The sequence below is a fragment of the Halobacillus sp. ABD4_316 genome (genome assembly GCF_056161385.1).
This window is the reverse complement of the sequence record NZ_JBSWZA010000002.1, coordinates 992481-1018593: the sequence shown is the minus strand read 5'-3', so window position 1 is coordinate 1018593 and position 26113 is coordinate 992481. Positions and strand designations below refer to the sequence as shown.

24 protein-coding genes and 1 other RNA gene are annotated in these 26113 nt (G+C 46.7%); 11 read left to right on the top strand and 14 right to left on the bottom strand.

What is annotated here, in order from left to right; genetic code table 11:
• Positions 1-79: 79 nt before the first annotated feature.
• Complete coding sequence (gene ilvD / locus ACXAJH_RS11930) at positions 80-1780, bottom strand: dihydroxy-acid dehydratase (protein ID WP_474969340.1); 1701 nt, start codon at positions 1778-1780, stop codon at positions 80-82.
• Between the two features lie 192 nt (positions 1781-1972).
• A complete protein-coding gene (locus tag ACXAJH_RS11925; protein ID WP_084163208.1) occupies positions 1973-2131 on the bottom strand; it encodes a DUF1540 domain-containing protein in 159 nt (52 codons plus the stop codon).
• 245 nt (positions 2132-2376) lie between these two features.
• On the opposite strand from ACXAJH_RS11925, the gene murB reads away from it, so the two are divergent.
• A complete protein-coding gene (murB, locus tag ACXAJH_RS11920; RefSeq protein ID WP_474971088.1) occupies positions 2377-3297 on the top strand; it encodes a UDP-N-acetylmuramate dehydrogenase in 921 nt (306 codons plus the stop codon).
• 35 nt (positions 3298-3332) lie between these two features.
• Here the strand turns inward: murB and ACXAJH_RS11915 are convergent, their stop codons facing one another.
• Positions 3333-4310, bottom strand: coding sequence for a zinc-binding dehydrogenase (locus ACXAJH_RS11915; RefSeq protein WP_474994065.1), 978 nt, complete (start codon positions 4308-4310; stop codon positions 3333-3335).
• A gap of 155 nt (positions 4311-4465) precedes the next feature.
• Positions 4466-5059: a YpjP family protein gene (locus ACXAJH_RS11910; RefSeq protein WP_474969343.1), complete on the bottom strand. Its 594-nt coding sequence runs from the start codon at positions 5057-5059 to the stop codon at positions 4466-4468.
• A 202-nt stretch (positions 5060-5261) separates the two neighbouring features.
• On the opposite strand from ACXAJH_RS11910, the gene ACXAJH_RS11905 reads away from it, so the two are divergent.
• The 3 genes from ACXAJH_RS11905 to ACXAJH_RS11895 all read left to right on the top strand — a co-directional run bounded on the left by ACXAJH_RS11905 (position 5262) and on the right by ACXAJH_RS11895 (position 7442).
• On the top strand, positions 5262-5882 hold the full coding sequence (locus ACXAJH_RS11905) for a spore coat protein (RefSeq protein WP_474994063.1): 621 nt from the start codon (positions 5262-5264) through the stop codon (positions 5880-5882).
• A gap of 127 nt (positions 5883-6009) precedes the next feature.
• Complete coding sequence (locus tag ACXAJH_RS11900; RefSeq protein WP_474989656.1) at positions 6010-6633, top strand: LysE family transporter; 624 nt, start codon at positions 6010-6012, stop codon at positions 6631-6633.
• Between the two features lie 62 nt (positions 6634-6695).
• The gene (locus ACXAJH_RS11895; protein WP_474994061.1) at positions 6696-7442 is read left to right on the top strand and encodes a YqcI/YcgG family protein; all 747 of its coding nucleotides are present in this window, start codon (positions 6696-6698) and stop codon (positions 7440-7442) included.
• On the opposite strand, the gene ACXAJH_RS11890 is transcribed toward ACXAJH_RS11895, so the two are convergent.
• Positions 7431-8750, bottom strand: a complete 1320-nt coding sequence (locus tag ACXAJH_RS11890; RefSeq protein ID WP_474969347.1) for an amino acid permease — start codon at positions 8748-8750, stop codon at positions 7431-7433. The genes ACXAJH_RS11895 and ACXAJH_RS11890 overlap by 12 nt on opposite strands.
• Before the next feature lie 122 nt (positions 8751-8872).
• On the opposite strand from ACXAJH_RS11890, the gene ACXAJH_RS11885 reads away from it, so the two are divergent.
• The gene (locus ACXAJH_RS11885; RefSeq protein ID WP_474969348.1) at positions 8873-9814 is read left to right on the top strand and encodes an arginine deiminase family protein; all 942 of its coding nucleotides are present in this window, start codon (positions 8873-8875) and stop codon (positions 9812-9814) included.
• A 68-nt stretch (positions 9815-9882) separates the two neighbouring features.
• Here ACXAJH_RS11885 and ACXAJH_RS11880 read toward each other — a convergent pair whose 3' ends face one another.
• A complete protein-coding gene (locus ACXAJH_RS11880) occupies positions 9883-13032 on the bottom strand; it encodes an efflux RND transporter permease subunit (protein ID WP_474989660.1) in 3150 nt (1049 codons plus the stop codon).
• 106 nt (positions 13033-13138) lie between these two features.
• On the opposite strand from ACXAJH_RS11880, the gene ACXAJH_RS11875 reads away from it, so the two are divergent.
• Entirely contained in the window at positions 13139-13984 is an 846-nt protein-coding gene (locus ACXAJH_RS11875) for a TetR/AcrR family transcriptional regulator (RefSeq protein WP_474971082.1), read from the top strand.
• Between the two features lie 35 nt (positions 13985-14019).
• On the opposite strand, the gene ACXAJH_RS11870 is transcribed toward ACXAJH_RS11875, so the two are convergent.
• The 5 genes from ACXAJH_RS11870 to smpB all read right to left on the bottom strand — a co-directional run bounded on the left by ACXAJH_RS11870 (position 14020) and on the right by smpB (position 16737).
• Positions 14020-14172, bottom strand: coding sequence for a hypothetical protein (locus ACXAJH_RS11870; protein ID WP_474969352.1), 153 nt, complete (start codon positions 14170-14172; stop codon positions 14020-14022).
• A 27-nt stretch (positions 14173-14199) separates the two neighbouring features.
• On the bottom strand, positions 14200-14850 hold the full coding sequence (locus tag ACXAJH_RS11865; RefSeq protein WP_474994059.1) for a GTP pyrophosphokinase: 651 nt from the start codon (positions 14848-14850) through the stop codon (positions 14200-14202).
• Positions 14843-15277, bottom strand: coding sequence for a DUF5392 family protein (locus ACXAJH_RS11860; protein ID WP_474969354.1), 435 nt, complete (start codon positions 15275-15277; stop codon positions 14843-14845). The genes ACXAJH_RS11865 and ACXAJH_RS11860 overlap by 8 nt, the downstream gene beginning before the upstream one ends.
• A 535-nt stretch (positions 15278-15812) precedes the next feature.
• Positions 15813-16175, bottom strand: a transfer-messenger RNA (tmRNA) gene (gene ssrA, locus ACXAJH_RS11855).
• A 97-nt stretch (positions 16176-16272) separates the two neighbouring features.
• The gene (gene smpB, locus ACXAJH_RS11850) at positions 16273-16737 is read right to left on the bottom strand and encodes an SsrA-binding protein SmpB (protein WP_027956362.1); all 465 of its coding nucleotides are present in this window, start codon (positions 16735-16737) and stop codon (positions 16273-16275) included.
• 159 nt (positions 16738-16896) lie between these two features.
• On the opposite strand from smpB, the gene ACXAJH_RS11845 reads away from it, so the two are divergent.
• Positions 16897-17769 (top strand): GNAT family N-acetyltransferase, encoded by an 873-nt coding sequence (locus tag ACXAJH_RS11845; protein WP_474969355.1) that lies wholly within the window; start codon positions 16897-16899, stop codon positions 17767-17769.
• A 72-nt stretch (positions 17770-17841) separates the two neighbouring features.
• Positions 17842-18261, top strand: coding sequence for a Thoeris anti-defense Tad2 family protein (locus ACXAJH_RS11840; RefSeq protein ID WP_474994058.1), 420 nt, complete (start codon positions 17842-17844; stop codon positions 18259-18261).
• Between the two features lie 421 nt (positions 18262-18682).
• Here the strand turns inward: ACXAJH_RS11840 and rnr are convergent, their stop codons facing one another.
• The 3 genes from rnr to secG all read right to left on the bottom strand — a co-directional run bounded on the left by rnr (position 18683) and on the right by secG (position 22323).
• A complete protein-coding gene (rnr, locus tag ACXAJH_RS11835) occupies positions 18683-20977 on the bottom strand; it encodes a ribonuclease R (protein ID WP_474989662.1) in 2295 nt (764 codons plus the stop codon).
• A gap of 36 nt (positions 20978-21013) precedes the next feature.
• The gene (locus tag ACXAJH_RS11830) at positions 21014-21757 is read right to left on the bottom strand and encodes an alpha/beta hydrolase (protein WP_474969358.1); all 744 of its coding nucleotides are present in this window, start codon (positions 21755-21757) and stop codon (positions 21014-21016) included.
• Positions 21758-22092: 335 nt separating this feature from the next.
• The gene (secG, locus tag ACXAJH_RS11825; protein ID WP_027956357.1) at positions 22093-22323 is read right to left on the bottom strand and encodes a preprotein translocase subunit SecG; all 231 of its coding nucleotides are present in this window, start codon (positions 22321-22323) and stop codon (positions 22093-22095) included.
• A gap of 204 nt (positions 22324-22527) precedes the next feature.
• Between secG and ACXAJH_RS11820 the strand changes: the two genes are divergently transcribed.
• Genes ACXAJH_RS11820 through ACXAJH_RS11810 form a run of 3 tightly spaced genes read left to right on the top strand, consistent with a single transcriptional unit; the run spans position 22528 to position 26104 of the window.
• Positions 22528-23277 carry a DeoR/GlpR family DNA-binding transcription regulator gene (locus ACXAJH_RS11820; protein WP_474969359.1) on the top strand — a complete coding sequence of 250 codons (750 nt, stop codon included), beginning with the start codon at positions 22528-22530 and terminating at the stop codon, positions 23275-23277.
• The gene (gene pfkB / locus ACXAJH_RS11815) at positions 23274-24188 is read left to right on the top strand and encodes a 1-phosphofructokinase (RefSeq protein ID WP_474971078.1); all 915 of its coding nucleotides are present in this window, start codon (positions 23274-23276) and stop codon (positions 24186-24188) included. Before ACXAJH_RS11820 ends, pfkB begins: the two co-directional genes overlap by 4 nt.
• A gap of 14 nt (positions 24189-24202) precedes the next feature.
• Positions 24203-26104, top strand: coding sequence for a PTS fructose transporter subunit IIABC (locus ACXAJH_RS11810; RefSeq protein ID WP_474989666.1), 1902 nt, complete (start codon positions 24203-24205; stop codon positions 26102-26104).
• The last annotated feature ends 9 nt before the right edge of the window (positions 26105-26113 follow it).

The window sequence follows — 26113 nt, the reverse complement described above, 5'->3', positions numbered from 1 at the left end:
GCTCTGCTCATTATACATGTCGAGTTCCTTATCCTGATGGATCAAAGAATCCCACTCTCTGAGAGAGTGGGATGGGATGTTAATTGTCTAAATCCAGGTCAGTAACAGCCCCTTTGGCAGAGGAAGATACAAGCCGGGCATATTTAGCCAGGACACCTGTTTTATGCTTCGGTTCAGGTTTTACCCATGCCTGCTTACGTCGTTCGTATTCTTCATCACTGACATCAAAATTGATCTGCTGGGTATCACTATCTATAGTGATGGTATCTCCGGTTTCCAGAAGGCCGATCGGTCCACCGACAAAGGCTTCTGGAGCGACGTGGCCGATGACGAACCCGTGGGAGCCCCCTGAGAAACGACCGTCGGTAATCAAGGCCACTTTTCCTCCCAGGCCTTTCCCTACAATCATAGCTGTTATGGAAAGCATCTCCGGCATTCCAGGTCCCCCTTTCGGACCTACATTACGGATGACAACGACATCGCCTTCCTGTACGTCATCACCGACGATGGCATTCGTTGCTTCTTCTTCACTGTTATACACTTTAGCAGGACCTTCAAAACGGCTGATCTTCTGACCAGACATTTTGGCTACAGCGCCCTCCGGAGCCAGATTCCCTTTCAAAACGACAAGAGGACCTTTCGGCTTGATCGGCTTATCAAACGGAACAATAACTTTCTGGCCTTCTTTCAATGATGGAACTTCTGCCAGGTTTTCCGCTACTGTTTTCCCGGTAACCGTCAAGCAGTCTCCGTGAAGCAGGCCTTCTTCCAATAGCAGCTTCATAACTGCGGGCACACCGCCGCTTTCATACAGGTCCTGCATCACATATTTCCCGCTCGGCTTCATGTCGGCAATGTGAGGAACTTCCTGACGGATGCGCTCAAAGTCATCCAGATCAAGATCGACACCTGCTGAATGTGCCATTGCCAGAAGGTGGAGGAACGCGTTGGTCGAACCTCCAAGGGCCATGACAACCGTAATCGCATTTTCGAACGCTTCTTTTGTCATGATATCACGAGGATAGATTTCTTTCTCAAGCAGTTCAACAACAAGCTCTCCTGCCTGGCGGCATTCGTTTTCCTTATAGTCATGAACGGCAGGCGTAGAGGAAGATCCAGGGATACTCATTCCAAGAGCCTCTACCGCAGATGCCATCGTATTGGCTGTGTACATTCCTCCACACGCACCTGCGCCTGGACAGGCGTGGCATTCCACTCTGTGCAGCTGTTCCTCATCAATACTGCCTTCATGATACTGACCAACGGCTTCAAAAGAGGAAACAATGTCAATATCTTCTCCATCCAGTTTACCCGGCTGGATGGTACCTCCATAAACATAGACCGATGGAACGTTCAGGCGGCCGAGTGAGATCAGGCATCCAGGTGTTGTTTTATCACAGCCTCCGATCGCTACAATGCCATCAAGACGCTCCGCATTTGTAACGGTTTCGATGGAATCCGCAATGACTTCACGGCTTGGAAGGGAATAAAACATTCCTTCATGCCCCATTGCAATGCCGTCAGCTACTGTAATGGTATTAAAAATCATAGGGGCTCCGCCATTGTCTGAAGCTCCACCCTTGGCCTGCTCAGCCAGTTTATCAATATGTACATTACATGGGGTTACTTCACTCCATGTGCTGGCGATGCCGATCATCGGCTTTTTAAAATCCTCATCCTTAAACCCAACAGCTCTCAACATCGAACGGTTCGGGACCCGGTTGACACCCTCACTGATGACTTTACTTCTGATTCTCAAATCTTTTTTAGTCTTGTCCATCCCTTACACCTCTCATTGCTTTTTATCTATTCTGTCGTTAGGAAACAACTTATCATGATGATACTAACAAGAGGCCCTCTTGGCAATGACTTTTCTGAATATAGGGAACCTTCCGCATAATTAAAGCGCTTTCCAGGAGGGAAAAATAAGAAAAAAAGGCCTGCAGCTACACAGGCCTTCTTCTATAGGAAGTTACACATTTGCCGGTTTAAACGTTTTACAATCGGTTTCTTCACTGTTGGTGGCTTTGGTTCCCTTATGGCTGACAACGAAAATTTCATCAGCACCACAAGCCGAGCCATTCTTATTATATACACAGTTTTTAACCTCACAACGGACGTCAAGTGCCATTTCCTACACCTCCTATAGACTTAGGTTTTACAAATGCCGGTCCTTTATCCTGTATCCATGGTCTCCATGAGGAAATTCCTACTCAATGTTCCTTTTGTTTTGTGATAAAATAATAAACGTGACTGTGAAAAATGGAAAACGCACTCTACCGGCGCACGTATCATAAACTGTTACAAACAAGCCGGGCTGAATCTACATGATGTACGTAACTGCTTAGAGGAAACCAAAAAATAGGACGGATGTTTATGGAAAAAAAGCACATGATTTATAATAAACTGTTAAACCTTGTCAAAGAGGAAAACGTCAAAGTCGATGAACCATTAAAGGACCACCTCTACACAAAACTGGGCGGCCGAGCGGACTTTTTTATCACACCGACGTCTTATAAGGAAATTCAAAATGTCGTCAAGCTGTCCAACGAGGATGAAATCCCCTTTACACTCCTTGGCAATGGATCCAACCTTATCATTAAGGACGGGGGAATCCGCGGGATCGTCATTAACTTAAAACACTTGAACTCCATCAATGCAGACGAGGAAATGGTGACGGCTCAAAGTGGAGCACGAATCATCGATGCTTCCCGTTTTGCTCTTGAAAAGCAGTTAGCCGGACTGGAATTCGCCTGTGGCATTCCCGGGACTGTAGGGGGCGCGTTGTATATGAACGCTGGTGCCTATGGCGGAGAAATCAAAGATGTTCTTGACCACGCTTATGTGGTCGACAAAGAAGGCAGACTCGTCAAGCGTATGGCTTCCGAGCTCGATCTTGATTACCGTACCAGTAATATCCCTGATCGCGGCGATATTGTTGTGGAGGCTTGTTTCCGCCTGACCCCGGGAACCCGTCAGGAAATTAAAGAAATTATGGATGACCTGACCTTCAAAAGAGAATCCAAACAGCCGCTGGAGTACCCTTCCTGCGGCAGTGTATTCAAACGACCGCCTGGATATTTCGCAGGAAAATTGATTCAGGACAGCAACCTGCAGGGCACGAGTATCGGCGGAGCGGAAGTTTCCACCAAACACGCCGGCTTTATTGTGAACAAGGATAATGCCACGACTACTGACTACATTTCACTGATCGAGCATGTGCAGAAGACTGTCAAAGAGAAGTTTGGTGTAGACCTCGAGCGTGAGGTCCGCATTATTGGTGAAGATAAAGAATAACGAAAAGCCTGCGCGGTATCCGCGCAGGCTTTCTTTTATTTCAATACAGCTACTATCTTGCCTTTCACATGCCGTTCTGAAAGCCGGACGAGGGCCTCCGGTACTTCTTCAAGCGAAATGGTTTCCTCCACAAGTGGAGAGACTTTCCCCTCTTTCACCAGTTTCAGCAAGTCATCTCCGATAACGGCAAGATCTTTCTGGGATTGGAAGTCTGCCTTATGGGCGGCTGCCAGAGCAATTTCATGATAAGAGACGACCGTTGTGAATGGTTTGACCTTTTTAAAGTCAGGAGCTCCTGCAATGTAAACAAGATGTCCCATAAACGCAATATAATCGAGAGAGGCTGTTGCATTTTCGCTGCTCACCGCATCGACAACAGCATCAACCCCCCGGCCATCGGTAATTTCCATGACTCTCTCATACACATCTTCATTCCTATAGTTGATGGCATAATCCGCTCCCAGGGATAATACATAATCGTGGTTGGAAGAGGAAGCTGTCGTTAAGACCGTTTTCCCGGCTGCTTTAGCCAGCTGGATACCAAATCCGCCTACCCCGCCGGCACCAGCGTGGATGAGGATCGTTTGAACCTGATCCAGTGGAAGCTTACGGTGAATGGCTTGATAAGCTGTATATCCCGCCGTAGGAAGAGCAGCCGCTTCGGTAAAGCTTACTTCGTCAGGGATTTTTGATGCAGTATGAGCCTGAATGACCGCATACTCTGCAAATCCGCCCTTTTTGGTCAAGTCCCCGTGATACACGACACGGTCGCCGATTTCAAATGAGGAAACATCCGAACCCTTATCTGTTACAATCCCTGCTGTATCAAGACCGAGGATATGGGGATACTCCCAGCTGGGATTCCCATTCCCTGCTGTTTTGTAATCCACGGGGTTCAGCCCTGCCGCATGCACCTCCACGACAATTCCGCCTTTTCCTGCTGTTGGTTTTTCGATTTCCTCTACCTGCATTTCCTGCCAATCACGCTTTTCATGTAAAAGCAATGCTTTCATGATTTCCCTCTCCTTTTTTATCCAAATCTTTATTGTCCATATTAATGAGAGAAACCTCCTGTGACAAGAAGGTACTTTTTAGTAACATACTTACCTCTTAGTAACTACGTAAAACCGGACAACAAAAAAGACAGTCTTAGATGACTGTCTTCTGTTCAGGACATCCACTTTGGAGGAGTGTTCTTCTCCCAGTAGATCTCGCCGATTTCATGGTGTTTCGTATACGCGTCTTCTTTTAAATGGTAATGGAAATTGAACCAGTACCCTTCCCCGGGACGTTTATCTCTCCGCACATGGAAGCGGGCAATTTCTTCATCCGTGTGTCCATTATATAAATTGAACATTCTCTCCCCATATCCAGGGGCAGGGTCTTCTGTGATTTTCATATAGGGAACGTGCGCTTCGTCCGTGTTGGATAAGAGGTCGACCATGACGTTTTCCATTTCAGGAAAAATCACTTCCGACAACTCATCGTCCACTTTTCCCATAATCCTCGGTCCCATTTTGGCCTCTGTCCGGGCAAAGGCCTCTTCCGTTATTGAACGGAAAGGATCTTCTTCGTCTTCTGTAAGAACATCCGGCAGAATCTGCTGGTCATCCTCCGCCACGGAATGTTCATTCAGGTGACCGGCGTCCGTGATCTCCTTCTTTTCAGCGGCTTCTGTATCCACATGGGCCGGCGGCACGTACAGACCGAGTGTTAATACAGAAATAAGTACGACAAATATCCTTCTCATAAGTGGCTTCATTCTGTCGGTCTCCCTTGTTTATATGCTGTCTTTATTGTATCACGATTTCCTTCAAAATCCACGACCTCACACTCCCCGTAATGAAATAGTAATGAAGGCAGTCAGGGGGGGAAATCCCTTGTTACATTCCATCTTTTGAAATACATGAGGAGAGAAGATCCGGGCAACCTTAAGATGTACGAAGCTACGAGGAGGAATAAGGATGAAACAACAAAATATGAATCAGCAGCAGGGGGCGCAGATGCCGCCGACTCACATGAACCCGAATCACGGCGGTCATGAACTTTTTGATGCCCATGAGGTCATTGCAGGCTTAATCAACCTGCTCGACCAGTATCAAATGTACAGTCAGCATATTCAGGACCCGGAACTCCAATCCATTCAACAGCGTCAGCACGCTTTTGTCACCCAGATGTATAATACAATTGTCCAGAGTTTCAGTAGTGGCCAGGACCCTGCACAGGCGACGCAGCAGTATAAAATGCAGCAGAGCAATGAAGTGGTTTACGGCGTGAAGCCTGGTCAGCCGAAAAAACCGAACCAGTCCGTCAGCGAGCTGGCGGACAAAGGTCTGTCTGCCTATATGCTTGGACAGACAAAGGGACTTGCCACACTTCTGGCTATGACCGCCCTGGAAATGACCAACCCGGTTCTCCGGCGCGTCATCGCAGACAGTGTACCGAATTTTATTGAGATGAGCTATGAGGTTTTCCTTTATCAAAACAAACACGGCTATTACCAGGTACCTCAGCTTCAGCAGCAGGATATGAACCTGATGCTGCAAAGCTACACAACGGTGCCTGACGGAAACATGCCCCATTAACAGAAAAACAGGCGGCCGATCCGGCGGCCTGTTTTTTTCTATCCATCATCGATTTTCAGTCAAGGTCCTTCCACAATGTTCATATTTATGTAGTATAGAGACAAGTTCTACATACAAGGAGGCATTTATGTTTTTTAGTTATATTCTGCTGGGCCTGTCGTTATCCGCCCCCGTCGGTCCTATCAATGCGGCTCAATTGGATAAAGGTATCCGCTATGGATTCTTTCATGCCTGGCTCGTCGGCGTCGGAGCCATGGCTGCAGACGGATTGTTTATGCTGCTCATTTATTTTGGTCTCGCTGATTACGTACAGATTCCGCTCATCAAAACCTTTTTGTGGTCGTTCGGCGCTTTTGTCCTTATTTATACAGGTGTAGAAAGTATCGCAGGAGCGAAGAATACGGCTGCCCAACGGTCTGCCCCTTCAAAAGGCTCCCGGGGGAGATCATTCCGGACAGGCTTTTTCATGGCTTTATCCAATCCCTTGAACATTTTATTCTGGGTTGGCATTTACGGCTCCATCCTCGCAGAAATATCCTCCACGTACGAGGAGACCCAGCTCCTTATTTATAGTGGAGGGATCTTTATCGGTATCATGATCTGGGATATCACGATGGCCTCGGCCGCTTCGGGAGCACGAAAATGGCTGACCACCCGCCTTCTTTCTTCCATCTCAATCCTTTCAGGGATCATTTTAATAGGATTCGGTCTTTACTTCGGTGTTCAGGCTGTACAGATGTTGATGGGATAGACAGTCACCCATTCTCTCCCTCCTCCATAGGATATGGATGTAACTACAGGAGGGAGATTTTGATGCTTTACACAAAAGAAGAGATAGAAAACCCGAAGACTGCACTGGAAACCTGGCAGGAGCGTTCCTTTACCGCGTTTGGTGACATGTTGACAAGCAGGGACCATGCCTACCCCTGCGTCCCGGGCATCCAGGGGTACACCAACGGGATGCTGCGTTTTGGTTTTCTAGAAGACCCACGTAGTTCTTCCGCTTCTGAGCAACTGGGGAAACTCCTGAAAATCTACGGTGAAGTTTCCCGGCAGACAGGCAGCTATACATCCCTTGTCGTTTTCTGTGACACAAGGGCGCTGTTGAAAGATCAGCTTGAAATCAAGGATTACGAGAAGGTGTTCTGGACCCTGCTCAATCAAACCCATGCTCTTGACGAGAAAGAATGGCCCGAGGATATTTCGCAGGATCCCGAAGATCCTTCCTGGGAATTCTGTTTTCACGGAGAGCCTTATTTCGCCTTTTGTGCCACTCCCGCCCATACAAAAAGAAACAGCCGGTGTTTTCCTTCCTTGCTGCTTGCTTTTCAGCCAAGATGGGTGTTTGAAGATATCAATGATTCGACCACTTACGGACGACGCCTTAAAAATGTCATCCGGAAGCGACTCGTTGACTACGACGACCTTCCCGCCCATCCAGCCTTAAAATGGTATGGTCAGGAAGATAACCATGAATGGGAACAGTATTTTCTACGTGATGATGATACTTCTTTACCCCAATGTCCTTTCCTGGCTAAAACCAGGAGCCTACGCCCCTGATTCAGGGGCTTTCTTCAATTTGATCCACGTCGCAAGGGCAATGACGGCTAAAAAAGCAAGGCTTACAAAAAAACCGATCCTTGTCATAGAATCCATCAGTGTTCCACTCACGGCCAGACCTAAAAACAGCAGTCCCGTCCACACGAACAAACCATCCCTGAACCCTTTTCCCATGAGTTTACGGTAGGAAAGCAGGATAAACGCCCAGTTATATAAAAGCATCAAACCCGCTGCTGTCGTCACGTATTCGAACAGCCTGTCCGGTAATAGAACAGCCAGAATAATGGACAGGACGACAACAAAAATTGTAAGAACGAAAGCTGGTTTAGATACCTTTCCTTCTTCCTTCTGGATGAAGATACCAGGTGCATCCCCTTCTTCACTTAAAGCCATGATCATTGTAGTGACCGCATACAGAGAAGCTGCCATCGTGGAAAAGCCGGCAATAATAAGGACAGCGTTGAAAACATGCGGTACCAAGGGGAGTGAATAGCCGGTAAGAGCGGTTAGAAACGGACTTTCATCGGTCGTTATTTTTTCAATCGACGTCAACGTAACCACGAAGTAAAAAGCCGCCATATACACCACGGTTAATACGATGAGCATCAACGTGCCTGATTTAGGGGCATCCTTTGGATCTTTCAACTCCCCCGCCATCAATCCCATCACTTCAATCCCCCCAAAGGCGTAAAACGCATAAAGCAGGGCCACCCACAAACCGGTCCAGCCTTTTTCAAAAAAATTATGGAATACACCGGCCGCATCGGCGGTACCAGCCGAACGGTCAATCACCCCTGTCAAGGCTAAAGCGGCAATGATAATAAACATAAGAACAGCGGATATTTTAATGATTCCGAACATGTTTTCCATCTGCTCCACTTTGCGCACACCAAGCCAGATGACAAGGAGACCTAAAAGGGCGAACACAAGAGCAAACACCCACAATGGAAGCTTCGGAAACCAAAATTGGGCAAAGATGGCCAGAGCTGTGAGCTGACTGCCCATAATCAACATTTCACACGACCAGTACACCCACCCGTTGCTGAACCCCGCCCATGATCCGAAGGCCTGTTTGGCGTACGTACGAAACGATCCTTTTTCAGGGTGTGCCGCCGTCAGGGCAGCAAGGCAGCGGAAAACGATATACGTTCCGGTACCAGCCGCAAGGTAGACGAAAATAACGGGGGGGCCTGCTTTCGAGATGGCTATGCTGGAACCTAGAAAAAAACCTGTTCCAATAATGCATCCAATTCCTATAAACGACATCTGCCACCATGTTAGTGTTCCCTGGGTACTTTCCTTCTTCACAGCCGCTTCCCTCCTTTATATCTAGTTTGATGTGAAGCGGAGGTTTTATGTAAATCGTTCCGGGAATGTCTTTCACCATTTCGGAAAAAGTAATAAGGAATGAATGAGGAAGGAACGTGATCATGATGCTCATACACCCCTTTTGTTGTAATGAATATGACGAATTAAAAAAAGTGATTATGTGTTCACCTTCTACGACCAGGATTCCCACCCAGGCAGCAGCCGATGATGTGCAGTGGGAAAAGCCGGTGAACCCTGAGAAAACGGCTGCGGCTTTTCAAGAGATGACAGAAGCCATGACTCGGGAAGGTGTGGAGGTCATTGATTATTCCGGCCATCTCCCTGAGCCTGATCAAGCCTTTCATGCCCGATTGATCAATCGGGTTTTTGCAAGGGATCTCGCCTGTGTTTTTGGTACGCTCGTCGTTCCCGGTGAAGCCGGCATATCCATGAGAAGACCGGAATACCTGTATGCCCACAAACTTTTTGAAAACTGGTTCCCTGAAGACCGTTTCTCACTTCAAGCCAATAATGAGACCAACGCTCTTGAGTTTGGTGATGTCCTCGTTCTAAGTAAAGAGGCGGTTTTTATTAACACAGGACTTCGGACGAGCTTTGAAAGTGTCCTGAAGCTGCTTCCGCGCCTATGGGAGGAAGGGTTTTCTGAAGTGGGTGTCATCGATCTTCCAAGACGGGGGGATACGATGCACATGGATATGAACTGTAATGTAGCGGCCCACGATCTTCTTATCGCCAAAAGTTATATGAAGTACTTCCCCGTTCACGTTTTCACAGCTAAAGAGAGATCCTATATGATGATGGACGACTTCATTCCTCGTCACGGATATGACATTTTTTGGACAGATGAGATAACGCACACCGTAGCCGATATTAATTTTCTGAATCTGAACCCGGACACTCTGTTGGTAAGTACGAAAGCCCATAAGAAAGTGCTTCATCATGAAAAGTTGAAAAAGAAAAACATCATCCGTATCGATGTGGACGAATTGGAAAATGGCGGCGGAGGCATCCGCTGCATGACGCTGCCGGTGGAAAGAAGATGATTTTTTCCGATTTAAATCATAAAAGAAGACTCCACGATTCCCCGTGGAGTCTTCCTCATTACAATCCTTTATGCTTTTTTCTTTTTACCAATTTTACTGAGCATCTCATACACAACCGGTACAATCAGCAGTGTTAACAATGTGGAACTTGCAAGACCACCGATGACAGTAATTCCCAGTCCTTTACTGATGATCGAGCCGCCTTCAAAGCCGAGGGCTAATGGAAGCAGTGCTCCGATTGTTGCCAGAGCTGTCATCAATATTGGGCGGATACGTGTCATTCCTGCGTCAAGCAGCGCTTCACGCGTAGAGAAACCATCTTTTTCTCTTTGAATGACTCGGTCAATCAATACAATACCGTTCGTTACGACGATACCAATGAGCATAAGAGCCCCGATCATAGCCGAGATACTTAACGTTTCTCCGCCAATCAGTAAGCCGACTACTGCTCCGATGATCGTAAACGGAAGAGAAAACAGGATCGCAAATGGCGCGAGTGCACCTTCAAAGAAGATGACCAGCACAACATACACAATGGCGATGGCTGCCAGCATGGCTAATCCAAGCTGACTGAAGGACTCGTTAATATCCTCCGTCACACCACCGATGGATAGGTCAATGGAAGCCGGGTGATCAATCTGATCCAGCTCTTCCTGAACACTTGCAGATACAGATCCGATATCATCCGTTGTCGTCTTGGCACTGACACTTGCATACACCTGGCCGTTCCGGCGGCTGATCGTATCTTCAGTCGTGCCTTCTTCAACTTCTACGACTTCACTGATCGGTACAGATGTACCTAGTGGTGACTGGATTTCGTTATCGGTTAAATCATCAATATTACTGTAATTGTCCTGCTCTACTTCCAGGTACACCTGAAGTTCTTCTCCATCTTCCTGAATGGTGGTGATTTCTGTACGTTCACCATTGGAACTGAGCTCCATTCCCAATTGACCCGCTGTCAAACCGAGCTGGCTCATTTTTTCCTGGTCGGCAACCAGTGTATATTCCTCATACGATTCGGAAAGAGAGGAGGAAGCGTCTTTCAATTCATCCTGATCTTCGAGCAGTGTTTGTACTTCTTCTACATATGGCTTGATTTCATCCGTATTGTCACCAAAGACTTGAACTTCAATTTCATTGCTGGACCCTGTGGAGGAGAAGTCCTGACTTGCCCATTCCCCTTCATCCGTCATCGCTTTCAAGTCTTCGAGCACCTGCTCTTTTTCTGATTCAAAGTTTTCTGTTTCGCTGTCATATTCAACGAAAAAGGCTGCCTGATTGGATGCTCCCGGGCTCATCGGATTTTCTCCACCGACAGAATATTGAATCGTCTGCACATTGTCCCGCCCGTCAAAGTATTCATGGGCTTCGGAAGCAATCTCTTCAACATCTTCAATCGTCTGACCCGGTGCCGGGCTGTACGTCGGCATGACCATCTTCTGCTCTTCTGAAGGAAGGAAGCTGACCCCTACAAGAGGGATAAGAGCGATACTTCCAACGAGAATAGCTACAGCTACTAGAGAAGTAATAATCTTATGGTTTAACACACGGTTTAATACTGAGCGGTACCATTTCGCAATTTTACCCGGGCCTTCCTGGTGTCCCTTTTGAGCTCTTTCTTTCGTAAGAAGGGAATGAGACATCATCGGTACGATCGTAACAGCAACCACTAAGGAAGCAAGGAGTGCAAAGACGACCGTTAACGCGAACGGCAGGAATACCTGACCGACGACACCTTCAACTAATCCAAGCGGAAGGAATACCGCTATCGTTACAATGGTTGAAGAAAGAATCGGCATAAACATTTCTTTCGTAGCCGCTCGAACTAAAGCCTTCCCTTCAAGTTCTTCGTCTTTAAGCGCCATCCGCCTGTAGATGTTCTCCACGACAACAATGGAATCATCCACAACCCGGCCGATAGCCACAGTCATGGCTCCGAGCGTCATAATGTTCAAGGTAATGTCCATCTGATTCAATATAAGAATCGCGATCAGCAGTGATAATGGAATGGACACAACAGAAATCAGTGTTGTTCTAAAGTTACGGAGGAACAACAGAATGACAAGAATAGCGAACAATCCGCCGAACAACGCTTTGTTCAGCATCGTACTTACAGATTCTTCAATCGGTTCTCCCTGGTCAAAGGAATAGATAAACTCAAGACCATCTAAATCACTTTCAAGATCTTCGGTCGTTTCCTTCACAAGATTCACCACGTCCACGGTGTTTGCTTCCTGTGATTTTACAATTTGAATGGAGATGGATTCCTCCCCATTGGTTCTTGAAATCGATTCCGTCTGTCCAACAATCTCAAGATCCGCAATGTCCTGAAGCTGAACAGTTGGAACCCCCTCGGCCTGCTGTGCCTGAGCATCGGCTGCCCCTTGCTGAGCTGCAGCGGCATCGCCCTGCTGCCCCTGCGCTGCTCCTGCCGCCTGCTGACTTTGAGCAGAGGACGAATCACTCTGGGATGGGATCGCAGGAATTTCAAGCTGTTTCAAATCTTCAAGGGAAGACACATTGCCATCAATCATGACAGACTTCTGTGTATCATCAAAGTTATAAAGCCCGAGCGGGAACGTCACGTTCGACCCTTGGATGATATTCTGCACAGTTTCCTGATCCATGCCTCTTTCAGCAAGAGCTTCCTCATCAAAGGACATCTGCACTTCCTGGACCTGCTGTCCGGATATCTGTACATCTGCAACACCTTCCAGACCTTCCAGCTGTGGTTTAATCGAATCTTCAACCTCAGCGGTCAGTTCTTCAAGGCTCTGTCCTTCGCTGATCACACTCATACTTAAGACTGGAAAAGCATTGAAGTTGATGCGGGACACGTCCGGTTCCTGCACATCATCCGGAAGCGCAGCCGAATCCACAGCTTCCTGCAGTTCATCCTCAGCTTCATCTAAATCCTTGCTGTATCCATACTCCAACTGGATATTTGAAGCGTTTTGGAAAGAACTCGAACTTACCGTTTTTACTCCACTTAAATTTTGAACCTGCTGTTCCAACGGTTCCGAAACTTCTCCGGCTACTTCGGCTGGAGTAGCACCTGGGTAGACCGTTGTTACGGTTATAATCGGCGGTTCAATATCAGGTATGGTTTCCAATTTCATATTCAAGCCCGAATAGAGCCCTGCTGCTGTTATAATAATAGTCATTAACCAGACAGCAAACTTATTGTTCATTGAAAAATCAATGATCTTCTTCACTTTATATTCTCCCCCTCTAATTGACTAATCGGTCATCACGTTCTACAATATACATGACCGGTCAGTCACCAGTCAAGTGTTACACTATTTGAAAGGTGCTATCTATATGGATCAGAAAAAACTCAATATCATCGAGACTTCTATAAAATTATTCGCTAGAAAAGGATTCAGCTCTACATCCGTTCAGGAAATCGCCAAAGCAGCCAATATTTCCAAGGGAGCTTTTTATCTTCACTTTGATACAAAGGATGACCTTCTTTACGAATTGTTCGAACATTACTGGAGGCGGATGCAGAAGAGAATCAACGAAGTATCTTCCACCCCTATGCCGCCAAAGGAGAAATTCATCCATCAATTGAAGGTGTCCATGGAGGAAGTGGCGGACCACCGCGAATTCATCATCATGCAGGTACGCGAGCAGGTGATCCCGTTCAATGATATGATCGAGAATTTAATCAGACGGATGCGGTATCATTCCGTGTTGTTCTACCGTAACCACATCCTTGCCATTTACGGGACCAAGGCAGAACCCTACGCCTGGGAAGCGAGCCTGACCGTCCAGAGCTTATTCAAAACGTACATGGACCTTATGATTATGGATAAAATGGAGTTCAGTCTTTTGAAGGTCGCGGAGTCAATAGCCAACAAAATGGATGCTATTATGGAAGGGTTTGAAAACGGCCATGACTGCCCCGTCATAACAGACGAAGTCATTAAACGGGTTATCCCTGAAAATTACCAGTTCAACCAGCTGGAAGACATTGTCTTCCAGCTTCAAGAAATTTATGCCCAGAGGGATGATGTGGATTTGAAAGATACAGCAGACATTCTTCTTCAGGAGTTGAAATCCGAAGCACCGAGACCAGCCGTTATAAAAGGAATGGTCTTTAACCTGGAAAGATATGATGAATATATAGACCTGTCCACACAAATCCGCGCCCATTATATGTAGAAAAGGAAGCCGCCGTTGAAGGCGGCTTTTTCTTATCAATGAAAGGCATTTTTCCATTTCGGTACATCCAGGTCCAGCAGCGGCTTTACCTCTTTTTTCTTTTTTGACGTCACTTGTATGTTCACACCCTGACTTCTAAGACGGCTGATAAACGTGTCCCGCTTCTTATCGACCGTGTGCTTTTCCATCTTTGCCCACCTCACCTTTTTCATTGGTTAAACGTGTGACGCTTCCAACATATCGACTTCTTTCTTCAAACCGCTCATCTTGTCATCCAGCGCATGGACAGTTTCCGCAGCCTTCAACAGCTCTCCAGCGAGATGATCGGGGACGCTTTTTTCATATTTGTAGTACAGCTTATGCTCAATACCTGCCCAGAAATCCATCGCTACCGTTCTGATCTGAACTTCAACTTTGACCATCTCCGTTCGATTGGATAAAAACACAGGGACTTCCAAAGTAAGATGGAGGCTTTTATAGCCGTTCGGTTTTGGTTTTTCGATGTAGTCTTTCACCTCGATCACATGGATATCATCCTGCTGATCAAGCATGTCATAAATCTTATAGATATCAGAAACAAAAGAGCAGATGATCCTTATCCCTGCGATATCCTGAACATATTCCCGTGCATTTTCCTTAGTAGGATCACAGCCTTTTCTTTTCAACTTTTCTGCAATGCCGGCAGGGTCCTTCACTCTCGATTTTAAATGCTCAATAGGGTTATGGTTATACAAGTATTTAAATTCTTCGTTAAGAATTTTCAACTTTGTGTTGATTTCATCCAGACCAAATTTATACAAGATTAAAAGGTCCTTCCACTCTCCTATGTGCAGCTTTGTCATTTCTACGACCTCTTCCTTATTCATTCCCTGACCACTCTCTTTCTGCTTCGAGAAATTCTGCGAATACTTTAACGGATTGGTTCGGATTTTCTTCCAGTTGTGTTTTGAATCGGTTGAGCCGGATCGGATTCATCCCTGCTGCCTTATCCATCCGCTCTTTCATATAACTGACCATCATTTCCTGCACTTCTTTCAAGAGAACCTTCACCTCTTTTTGAAGGGCTAAAGCCACAGCCCCCGCGGCACTAAACAGAAGAACCGGGACGACCGCCATCGTCTCAGTGAAGAAGACGAGGCTGATGATATTAAACACAGCCATCGGCAGCATAAATAGAGAAACAAGCGAATACCTCCGCATTTTTTTCGTTTTTGGTTCTGTTATTTTCTCCATTTTCTCGAATTCCTTAGACATATACGTTGGCATGGAAACTTTCATGGATTGTAAGTTCACTCTGTTCCTCTCCTTTTAAAGAAATAAAAAACGACCTGTACAAGGTACAGATCGTTTCAGACAATAAGGGACCTGTACCATAGTGGTAAGGTCTTGCTAACAGCGTCTGCTGCCGATAAAGCCGAGAGACAAGTCTCTGTAATGACGACGTTACCGTAAAAGCTACTCCCCTTAGAAGGACGTTATATGATTATGACTCTATCATACACACAAGTGACCAGGTAGTCAACAGATAGTGCCCCACCAGTAAAAGAATACCGTTTTGACTGATCGGTCACCCTGTCATTTATAAAATGCGTATAATTATACATCCGCAACTTCAGCACAGGCATAAGCACCACCCGGAATTCTAAATGAAGCCTCCGCGCTCTCAAGGTTCCCCGGTACTAAAAGGATTCCCGGTTAGAGACACAGGGATCAAAACGTTATTGAACCGTTATAGCAGATGACACATAAGAACTTTTGTTAAAAATCAGGAAGCACACTGGATGCGCTTTCTTTTTTACCCATAAAAAAAAACCACCAATATATGTATTGGTGGAGACGGTGGGAGTCGAACCCACGTCCGGAGATATCGGCACCCGGGCTTCTACGAGCGTAGTTGATATATTTATAGTTCACTGTCTCTTCGGCCTATCAACAGGCTTCCAAGCAGCTAGCCTGTTTAGTCTCTTCGTTTTTCCTCAGGCGGTGGAAAAACGCGTAGCCCACTTCAGTTTGAGACCCTTCATCCAGCACATGGGCGATGCCGGGAAGGATCAGCTATAGACTACTTACGCAGCTACAGCTAGGTTTTCGTTAGATTCGCCAGTTATATTTAGGCAAATGACGGTTTACGAGACGTCACTCGACTCGCGACCCGGGCTCGACCTATCCCCGTCGAATCCGTAACGTCCCCGTTAGGATTAAAGAGAACAGCCAAGCTGTCGTCTTGCTTGTCGAATTAACGACAATAACTATTATAGCATATTAAAATATTTTTTCAAGGGGCGTGCTTACTTCAAGCTTTCCTTGATTGCGCGGTCGATCTCCCGCTTCTGCTGTTTCTGCTTCAAATCTTCACGCTTATCATATTTCTTCTTCCCTTTACCAAGGCCGATTAAAACTTTAGCGACGCCGTTTTTAATATAGACCTTCAAAGGGACAAGGGAATACCCTTTCTGCTGGGTCTGTCCAATCAACTGGTTGATTTCCTTACGGTGCAGCAGAAGCTTACGCGCCCGTGTAGGATCATGGTTGAAAATATTGCCCTGTTCATATGGTGAAATGTGCATGTTATGCAGATATACTTCTCCTTTATGAATACGGGCGAAGCTGTCCTTTAAGTTCAACCGTCCGTTACGGATCGATTTGATTTCTGTGCCCTGCAGAACCACACCTGCTTCAAATGTTTCTTCGATCGTGTAGTCATGGCGGGCTTTTTTATTCTGAGCCAATGTCTTTCCATTTCCTCTAGGCATAGTGACTTCCTCCTCTGTTACGTCCCTTTATTGTACCACGCCGACTTCGTTGATTCCAACGGATAACCTATTGATGAAAGCGGATGCCTCTCCATAGACTTCCTTATTCGAATTATGAGAATATAAAGGTGGAAAAAGAAGAAGAAAGGGGCAGAATCGATGAATCAGGTGCTCCAGGTCAAAACGCTGACCGTGGATGATATATACAGCCTTCAGGCGATGGAAACAGGCATTGAGGACGATTACGTCGTCCGGATTTTTGAGCGCCTTGTTACCTCTGAAGAGCATAGACTGTTCGGCTTATTCCAAGATAGACGGATGCTCTCTGTAGCCGGCTACAGCTTATTTGGAAAGAAGCAGTTTGCTATGCTGGGGAGGCTCCGCAGTGACCAGCGGTACTTGGCTAAAGGACACGCCACCCACCTTCTCTCCGCCATCATTAACGAATTAACCACCTCCCCCGGCATCCGGTGGCTTGGTGCGAACACACACATCGGAAACCTTCCAGCAAGGAGGGTCCTTGGAAAGCTCGGGCTTGACCAAGGTCCTGTAAGTCATTACCTTACTTTAAAGCGGCCGGATTTTCTCACTGGACACACCAAAGGGAGAGCGTGGAGGACGGTCCATAATCTGGAAGATAAGCGGAAGCTCCTTCAGACGTTAAAAAGCAACGCTCTCGGCACTTTCCCTTATGAATGTTATTATCCCTTCCCTTATGATGAAGCCTTTTTCACTGATCAATACCTCGGTGACTCTTCTTTCTATATCAGTCCCGACCACCAGCGGTTCATCATCATCAAAAATGACACAAAGAAATACGATTACTCCCACGTTAAATATTTCTGGGATGATCATTATGAACAGCCCGGCTTTTTCGAAACGGTCCTTAAACACTGGGAACAAAACCCCGGTAATACGGGATGCTGGATCGACTTTTCACCCTTGGGATTTAAAAGTATCCCTGACCTGACTCCCTATGATGTACAGGATCCTTGGATCTTATATGGACAATGGGTGAAAACTTCATTCTAACGGTTGACAGGAAGCGTTTGCAGTCTATAAAATCCATAAGGTGAAAATTTCCACGAGAAAGGACTTATTGCAATGGACTTTATGAAAGCCGCACAAATGTTAGATGAAGGTCATGCTTTGAAACGTCATTCCTGGAAGAACCCTGGATATATTACAAAAGATAAAGAAGGCGTCATTGTCTTTTTTGATCATAACGAACCATCTGTGTATCAGCTTACGGCTGAAGATGCGCTGGCATCTGATTGGGAATCATCTGTAAAAGATAACTGGATGATTGTTTCTGTTTCCCACGATCGAGAATTGATGGAAGGGAAATTGTTCATTTCCTACCACATCCGTTCTGAAAAGGAAGGCCACATTTTGAACAACCATATTGTTCCGCAAGAGGAACTCTCTCAATGGTCCACCTATGTGGATCTGGACCTTGAAGAGTCTGCCCGCCACTTAAACGAAAAAGATGTTGCCAATGTTCAGCACACGTTAAGTGCCTAAACTAAAGACTCGTCTTTTCAGCTTGTAGAGAAGCCTCTGTTTCTTTACAAGCTTTTTTTCTTTCTTACCGCCAGGATCGAAAGCCCCTTTGGGAATTCTTTAACATCAAAAAAGACTCTCCTTCACCCGCTCACCTTTGCTGGATGGAGGAGAGTCTTTTTCATATTCCGGAGGCAGCCGTCATCAGCGCCTGCTCCTTCACCTTTTCCCACGCAAGCGGCAACAGCGCAGCCCATCCCGGTCTTGTGAAAAAAAAATGTTCGGTTGTGACACCTGTGGGAACTTCAGCTATGCGCGGGACAAGCATCCACCGATAAGCGGAACGAGCCCCCCTCCCCACAACATCCGGCCGATTCCAACTGGATGACACAGACTATTTTACATACTGAAAAGACGCGCCTTCCGGCGCGTCTTTTGTACTCTATTTCTTTTTCTTACTTCCTTTTTTAGGAACGCCTTTGTTTCTATAGAAAGGTTTGTTCCCTTTCTGTTTGTTTTTCTTTTTCTCTTTTTCTTTCTTCCGGTCGGGGCCTTTGGATTCAATTTTCTTCGGGCGTTCCGGACGCTTCCGCTCTTTACGCGGCTTCATCCCGTCAATTTCAAAGTCAACGACTCTTTCCTCAATATTGACGTTGGTTACACGTATGGTGACCTCATCACCGATCCGGAACACATTTCCAGTCCGTTCCCCGATCATCGCATACTGCTTCTCATGGAAGTGGTAATAGTCATCAGTCAGAGTACTGACATGAACAAGACCCTCCACCGTGTTCGGCAGCTCGACGAACATGCCGAAGCTGGTGACAGAACTGATGACACCTTCATACTCCTCACCGACTTTATCCTGCATGTATTCGGCTTTCTTCAGGTCATCGGTTTCACGCTCGGCATCAACTGCTGCACGCTCCATTTCCGAGGAGTGGCGGGCGATTTCCGGCATCTGGTCTTTCCAATGCTTCCGCGTTTTGTAATCCACCTTATTTTCTACCAGATACGTCCGGATTAACCGGTGAACGATCAAGTCAGGATAACGGCGGATCGGGGACGTGAAGTGCGTATAATAATCCGTAGCAAGTCCAAAGTGTCCAAGTCCCTGCGGATCATATTTCGCCTGCTGCATGGAGCGGAGCATTAGTTTGGATATGATCATATCCTCCTGCGTCCCCTTCACTTCTTCCAGCACCTTCTGCAGCGCTTGAGGGTGGACACTGTCCGCCGTTCCTTTTACGACGTAGCCCATATTGGCTACAAAGTCGAAGAACGTCTGCAGCTTATCCTCAGCCGGCTCCTGGTGGATACGGTGGATGAATGGGACTTCCATCCAGTGGAAGTGTTCAGCAACCGTTTCGTTCGCTGCAAGCATGAATTCCTCAATGAGACGTTCTGCTACTGAACGCTCACGCAGGCGCACATCAACGGCTTTTCCTTCCTCATCTACGACAACCCCCGCTTCTTTGAAGTCAAAATCAATCGCGCCGCGGTCCATCCGTTTACCACGGAGAATCGAAGCAAGGTTTTCCATGTTCTGGAACATCGGAACAAGATCTTTATACTTTTCCATCAAGGCAGGATCTTCGTTCGTTAAGATTTCGTTGACATCTTTATAAGTCATACGCTCGTTTGTTTTGATTACGCTTTGGAAAATCTCATGGGAAACAACTTCCCCTTTTGGACTGATTTCCATTTCACAGGAAAGAGTGAGACGGTCCACCTGAGGGTTGAGTGAGCAGATGCCGTTGGAAAGCCTGTGAGGGATCATCGGAATAACCCGGTCAACAAGGTACACACTTGTAGCCCGCTGTCTGGCTTCCTGATCGATCGCAGAGCCTTCACCGACGTAATAGGTGACATCAGCAATGTGGACGCCAAGGTGATAATTCCCGTTGTCCAGCTGTTTCACCGCAACAGCATCATCCAGATCTTTCGCATCGGCCCCGTCAATCGTTACAATCGTCTCGTCCCGCAGATCTCTGCGGTTCTTGATTTCATCCTCGCTGATCTGGTCAGGCGTTTCTGCTGCCTGTTCCAGGACTTCGTTTGGAAAATCAATTTTTATCCCGTGTTTATGAATGATTGAAAGAATGTCGATTCCCGGATCATTTTTGTGACCGAGGATTTCTACAACCTCTCCTTCGGCGCTCATCCGGTCTTCAGGAAACTTGGTAATATTCACAATAACCTTGTGACCGTCTACAGCTCCGTTGTTCTGGGATTTAGGAATGAAGATATCATTGGGAATCCGCTTATCATCCGCGATGACAAAGCCAAAGTTGCGGCTGGACTCATACGTACCCACGACTCTTGTCGTCGCCCTTTCCAATATACGGATGACGGCACCTTCAGGGCGCGATCCGTCTTCCTTCCGTTTTTCAATACGGACGAAGACTTTATCATTGTTCATCGCTGAATGAAGGTCGGAATGGTGAATATAAACGTCGTCGCTGTCTTCATCATCAGGAATCAGAAAAGCGAACCCCTTCGCATGCATTTGAATGCGGCCGCGGATCAGGTTCATTTTTTCCGGAAGTCCAAAACGGTTCTTCCTCGTTTGGACAAGCTCTCCTTCTTCTTCCAATTCATTTAAGGATTTCATCAATACTTTAAATTCCTCAGAGCTTCCAAGTTCCATCGTATCCTGCAATTCCTGCACAGATAGAGGCTTCGAAGCGGTTTCTTTAAATAAGTTTAAAATCTGCTGTTTTAATTCAGTCGTCAATTGCCTTACCTCCTTTTGAGTGAAGGACCAGACGCGTCAGGACCAGTCAAGGGAATTCAGGAACTGCAGGATATCTTCATGCAGTTCTTCTTTTTCCTTGTCCATCGTAATGACATGTCCGGAATTTTCGTACCATTTGATTTGTTTATCGTCTGTTTCTACCTCTTCGTATATATAATCGGCACTGCTTGTATTGATCATATCATCCTGTGTTCCCTGTACTACGAAGGTCGGCGTATAAATTTGATCAATGTTATCATGTACTTCATTGATTAGTCCGCCAAGTTCTGTGAACATTTCCTTCGATTCATCAAGCAGGTCCTGGATTTCCTTTTCAATGGTCTCTTCATCTTTTCCTTCCAGCTGCTTATACTGACGTGCTTTGAATTCGAACGTTTTCGTCAGCTGTTTCTCGTTATCGAAGAAAACAGGGGAACACATCGTGATCAGACCTTTGACTGGAGCGGAATAAGCGGTTTTCAGTCCCAGAACACCACCAAGGGACAATCCTGCCACAGCGATTTCCTTATATCCGAGTTCCCTCAAGTGATTCAATGCTTCCTGTACATCGCTCCACCAGTCTTCAGGTCTTGCATCAAGCAGAGCTTCAAACTCTCTGCCATGACCGGCATAAATAGGGGCATGGGTGGTGTACCCGTGCTTCTGTAAAAACCGGCCCAGCATGCGCACATCGGCAGAGTGGCCGGTGAATCCATGTAATAATAATACCGCACGGTCTCCTCCCTCAAACGTAAATGGCTGAGGTTGTTTGATCTTCATGTTCATTCTCTCCTTACTTCATCTATGTCCTATATTGATAAATTTCATTCTTTTCAGCAATGTATTCTATTTTACCAAAATTACACCGCCCTGGCACATTCTGCGTATCCGTCTGCCGGAAGGGTTAAACCTATATTCAGACTTCCCATCTGGTTCCCTCAACAAACCTCTGCATTTCATAACAGGATTCAAGCAACGATGAGCAGAAAAACCCACGTAAACCTTCCAGGGCATCATTGCAGAAAAAAAACAGCTGCATCCGTATATTTTCCCTTAAAAAAAGAAAAACCACGCATTGTATAAACGCGTGGTTTTTAACGTTCAGCTGTCATCCATTAAACGATATAGCCTGTAAGGAAAGCCAAAACGAAGAACAGGACTCCGGTTACAACGGTCGATCTATGCAGAACAGCGTCGATTCCGCGGGCTTTCTGCTTTCCGAACAACTGCTCAGCTCCACCGGAAATAGCTCCGGACAACCCTGCACTCTTTCCGGATTGTAAAAGTACTAAAACGATAAGTGCGATTGTATCTATGGTCAGCAAAGTGATAACAAGTGTTTCCATGATGTTCGAACACCTCCTAAAGACGTACAAATAACTATTTTAAATGTAGCATAAAAGCCGGAAGCCGGCAAGAACATCCCGTTTCCTTTACTAGAAGGCTCATGATTGGTGTTGATATTTTTTGATTGTTTTTGAAAGAATATGCTTGTTTTTTGAAAGGGCTTTCTTTATAATACAAGTATAAAGATCAAGGAGATGACTCCAATGCTTACACCTGAAAGACACGAGCGGATATTAGAAACAGTCAAAAACAATCAGACCGCATCCATTAAACAGCTCGTCGAAGTTACTCAGGCGTCAGAGTCAACCATCCGCCGCGACCTTGATGAATTGGAAAGACAAGGTCACCTGCGGCGCGTCCACGGCGGGGCATCGATCAAGCAGTCTGCTGCCGATGAACCGGCCATGAAGGACAAGCAGACGAAATTCCAAGAGGAAAAGCGGGCCATCGCTTCCTATGCCGCTTCTTTTGTCAAAGATGGTGATTCGGTTTTTGTTGATGCTGGTTCGACAACTTACGAAATGATTCCTTTTCTAAAACAGAAGGATATTATCGTGGTAACCAATGGTCTGGATCACCTGCTGGCTCTTACGGACCATGGCATTCGAACGTATGTACTCGGTGGACTGGTGAAATCCCGTACGGGGGCTGTTGTAGGAGCAGGAGCTTTACAGAACCTCAAACAGTACCGCTTTGACAACTGCTTCATGGGCGTGAACGGCATTACGCTGGAGGATGGTTTCACAACCCCGGACCCAGAGGAAGCAGCGATTAAGCAGCGGACACTGCAGCTCTCGAGCGAACGATTTATATTAGCCGATCATACCAAGTTCGGGGAAACGTCCTTCACCCAGTTCGCAGCCATACATGAGGCAGATATTATTACAAATGATAATGGCATGACATACACGGACTATGCCGAAAAAACGAATATAAAGGTTGTGACAACATGATTTATACCTGCACGCTGAATCCATCCATTGATTACATCATGCATGTGGATTCATTTGAAGCTGGTGGATTAAACCGAGCCGGGCAGACATTTTTCTACCCTGGAGGAAAAGGCATTAATGTCTCCAGGGTCGTCAACCGGATGGGTGTCCAATCCAGGGCTCTCGGTTTCATCGGTGGTTTCAGCGGTGACTTCATCCGTGATTTCCTTGACGAAGAAGGGGTCCAGCACCAGTTTATGAACACCGGTCAAAAAACAAGGGTAAACGTAAAACTGAAATCTGGAGACGAAACAGAAATCAACGGCCCGGGGCCTGCCTTGTCCGAAGACATGCAGCAGGCACTGCTGGATCAGGTTCAGCAATTGACCAATGAAGACATCTTAGTCCTCGCTGGCAGTGTTCCTTCTTCTCTTCCGGGTGATTATTATGAGCAGATCACGAATATCTGCAGAAGAAATCATACAAAAGTGGTTCTTGATACATCAGGAAAAGCGCTGACACAGATTCTCGGCCAGCCCTTGTTCCTCATGAAGCCGAACCATCATGAACTGGGAGATCTATATAATGTAGAAATCCACACGCCTGAAGATGCTGCATTTTATGGGAAGAAACTCGTAGATCAAGGAGTCGAAAACGTGATCGTTTCCATGGGCGGCCAGGGAGCCGTATATGTGAGCCGCGAAGAACAATGGTATGCCAATGTGCCTGAAGGGACGGTCAAAAACTCGGTAGGAGCCGGTGATTCCGTCGTTGCGGGATTCCTCGCTGCCTATTCAGAAGGAAAGTCCTTGGCAGAGGCCTTCCGATTCGGAGTCGCATCTGGGAGTGCTACAGCGTTTCAGGATGACCTTTGTGAGCAGGAGGATGTTCTTCACCTGCTTGAGCAAATCAACGTATCACCAATTCAATAAAGGAGTGATTCGAAATGAGAATTACTGACTTGTTAACAGAAGAGACGATTGTACTGAACATGTCCGCTTCTTCAAAGCCGGAAGCGATCGATGAATTAGTCGATAAGCTGGATGAAGCCGGCCGTCTAAACGACCGGAATGGCTTTAAGAAAGCGATCGAAGATAGAGAAGGCCAAAGCACAACGGGAATCGGAGATGGAATCGCCATCCCCCATGCGAAAACAAGTGCTGTCCAGAATCCCGCCATTGCATTCGGACGCTCACAGGAAGGCCTTGATTATGAGTCCCTTGATGGCCAGCCGACACATTTATTCTTTATGATTGCTGCATCCGAGGGGGCAAACAACACGCACTTGGAAACACTCTCCCGTCTATCCTCTTTCCTGATGGATAATACATTCCGTGAGCAGTTGGAAGCCGCTCAGACGAAAGAGGAAATCATTGCAGCGATTAATGCGAAAGAAGCCGAGGACGAGGAGCCTGAAGAGGAGACCAACGATCAGCCTTCCGGAAAAATCCTGGCCGTCACCGCGTGTCCGACTGGAATTGCCCACACGTACATGGCTGCTGATAAGCTGAAAGCTACAGCGAAGGAAATGGGCGTACCGATTAAAGTACAGACGAACGGATCCAGCGGTGTAAAAAACCGTTTGACGAAAGAAGACATCGCTGACGCTGCAGCTATTATTGTAGCTGCTGATACAAAGGTGGATATGGAAGATTTCCATGGGAAGCATGTCATTGAAGTGCCTGTAGCCAAAGCGATTCACGAGCCGAAGGAACTGATCAATAAAGCCTTGAATCAGGATGCTCCTGTGTTTCAGGGAAGTGGAGGCAGCTCCAAGGAAGCCTCCAGTGAAAAAGGCCAGCGGACTGGCTTTTACAAGCATCTGATGAATGGTGTTTCCAACATGCTCCCATTCGTTGTCGGAGGGGGAATCCTGATTGCGATCTCCTTCTTCTGGGGAATCAACTCAGCCGACCCGAACAGTGCTGAATACAACCGATTCGCTGAAATGCTCAGCATTATCGGCGGCGGCAATGCCTTCTTCCTGCTCGTCCCTGTACTGGCCGGCTTTATCGCATCCAGTATTGCGGACAGACCTGGTTTTGCTCCTGGTATGGTCGGTGGTTTGATTGCCATTACACAGACCGTCGAAGGTGCAGGAAATGGCTCCGGTTTCTTAGGTGGACTTATTGCTGGTTTCCTTGCTGGTTATTTAACACTTGGCGTGAAGAAAATGCTTGAAGGCCTGCCTGCTGTTATGGACGGCTTGAAAACAGTCCTGCTTTACCCTGTGTTCGCCATCTTCGGTACAGGTATGATTATGCTTTTGATCAACCCGGCTTTAACAAGCGTTTACACGTGGTTGTTTGATCTTCTGGATTCCATGAGCGGTTCCAACCTCGCTCTGCTCGGATTGATTGTCGGCGGCATGATGGCGGTCGATATGGGCGGCCCTGTCAACAAAGCGGCCTACACATTCGGCATTGCAGCGCTTGATGCAGGGAACTATACGTTTATTGCTGCTGCAATGGCTGGTGGAATGGTTCCACCACTTGCTATGGGACTTGCCACAACATTCTTCAAAAATAAATTCACGAAAGAAGAACGCGAAACAGGTAAGGCCGCTTATCCACTCGGTGCTTTCTTCATTACAGAAGGAGCGATTCCGTTCGCAGCTGCCGATCCGGCTCGTGTCATTCCATCCATGGTAGCCGGAAGTGCGCTCACTGGTATGCTGACAATGTTGTTCGGTATCGGTCTCCGCGCCCCGCACGGCGGTATTATCGTAGCTCCACTTGTTGAAGGTGGAATCGGACAAATCCTTCTTTATCTGCTGGCTATTATTGCCGGGTCAATTCTTTCTGCAATTGTCGTAGGATTCTTGAAAAAAGACCTCCAAAAGGCTTAAAATAAGAAA

Bases quoted from the DNA above. Each gene is read 5' to 3' on its own strand.
- ilvD (WP_474969340.1), bottom strand. From the start codon at position 1,780: ATGGACAAGACTAAAAAAGATTTGAGAATCAGAAGTAAAGTCATCAGT.
- ACXAJH_RS11925 (WP_084163208.1), bottom strand. From the start codon at position 2,131: ATGGCACTTGACGTCCGTTGTGAGGTTAAAAACTGTGTATATAATAAG.
- murB (WP_474971088.1), top strand. From the start codon at position 2,377: ATGGAAAAAAAGCACATGATTTATAATAAACTGTTAAACCTTGTCAAA.
- ACXAJH_RS11915 (WP_474994065.1), bottom strand. From the start codon at position 4,310: ATGAAAGCATTGCTTTTACATGAAAAGCGTGATTGGCAGGAAATGCAG.
- ACXAJH_RS11910 (WP_474969343.1), bottom strand. From the start codon at position 5,059: ATGAAGCCACTTATGAGAAGGATATTTGTCGTACTTATTTCTGTATTA.
- ACXAJH_RS11905 (WP_474994063.1), top strand. From the start codon at position 5,262: ATGAAACAACAAAATATGAATCAGCAGCAGGGGGCGCAGATGCCGCCG.
- ACXAJH_RS11900 (WP_474989656.1), top strand. From the start codon at position 6,010: ATGTTTTTTAGTTATATTCTGCTGGGCCTGTCGTTATCCGCCCCCGTC.
- ACXAJH_RS11895 (WP_474994061.1), top strand. From the start codon at position 6,696: ATGCTTTACACAAAAGAAGAGATAGAAAACCCGAAGACTGCACTGGAA.
- ACXAJH_RS11885 (WP_474969348.1), top strand. From the start codon at position 8,873: ATGATGCTCATACACCCCTTTTGTTGTAATGAATATGACGAATTAAAA.
- ACXAJH_RS11875 (WP_474971082.1), top strand. From the start codon at position 13,139: ATGGATCAGAAAAAACTCAATATCATCGAGACTTCTATAAAATTATTC.
- ACXAJH_RS11870 (WP_474969352.1), bottom strand. From the start codon at position 14,172: ATGGAAAAGCACACGGTCGATAAGAAGCGGGACACGTTTATCAGCCGT.
- ACXAJH_RS11865 (WP_474994059.1), bottom strand. From the start codon at position 14,850: ATGAATAAGGAAGAGGTCGTAGAAATGACAAAGCTGCACATAGGAGAG.
- smpB (WP_027956362.1), bottom strand. From the start codon at position 16,737: ATGCCTAGAGGAAATGGAAAGACATTGGCTCAGAATAAAAAAGCCCGC.
- ACXAJH_RS11845 (WP_474969355.1), top strand. From the start codon at position 16,897: ATGAATCAGGTGCTCCAGGTCAAAACGCTGACCGTGGATGATATATAC.
- ACXAJH_RS11840 (WP_474994058.1), top strand. From the start codon at position 17,842: ATGGACTTTATGAAAGCCGCACAAATGTTAGATGAAGGTCATGCTTTG.
- ACXAJH_RS11830 (WP_474969358.1), bottom strand. From the start codon at position 21,757: ATGAAGATCAAACAACCTCAGCCATTTACGTTTGAGGGAGGAGACCGT.
- secG (WP_027956357.1), bottom strand. From the start codon at position 22,323: ATGGAAACACTTGTTATCACTTTGCTGACCATAGATACAATCGCACTT.
- ACXAJH_RS11820 (WP_474969359.1), top strand. From the start codon at position 22,528: ATGCTTACACCTGAAAGACACGAGCGGATATTAGAAACAGTCAAAAAC.
- pfkB (WP_474971078.1), top strand. From the start codon at position 23,274: ATGATTTATACCTGCACGCTGAATCCATCCATTGATTACATCATGCAT.
- ACXAJH_RS11810 (WP_474989666.1), top strand. From the start codon at position 24,203: ATGAGAATTACTGACTTGTTAACAGAAGAGACGATTGTACTGAACATG.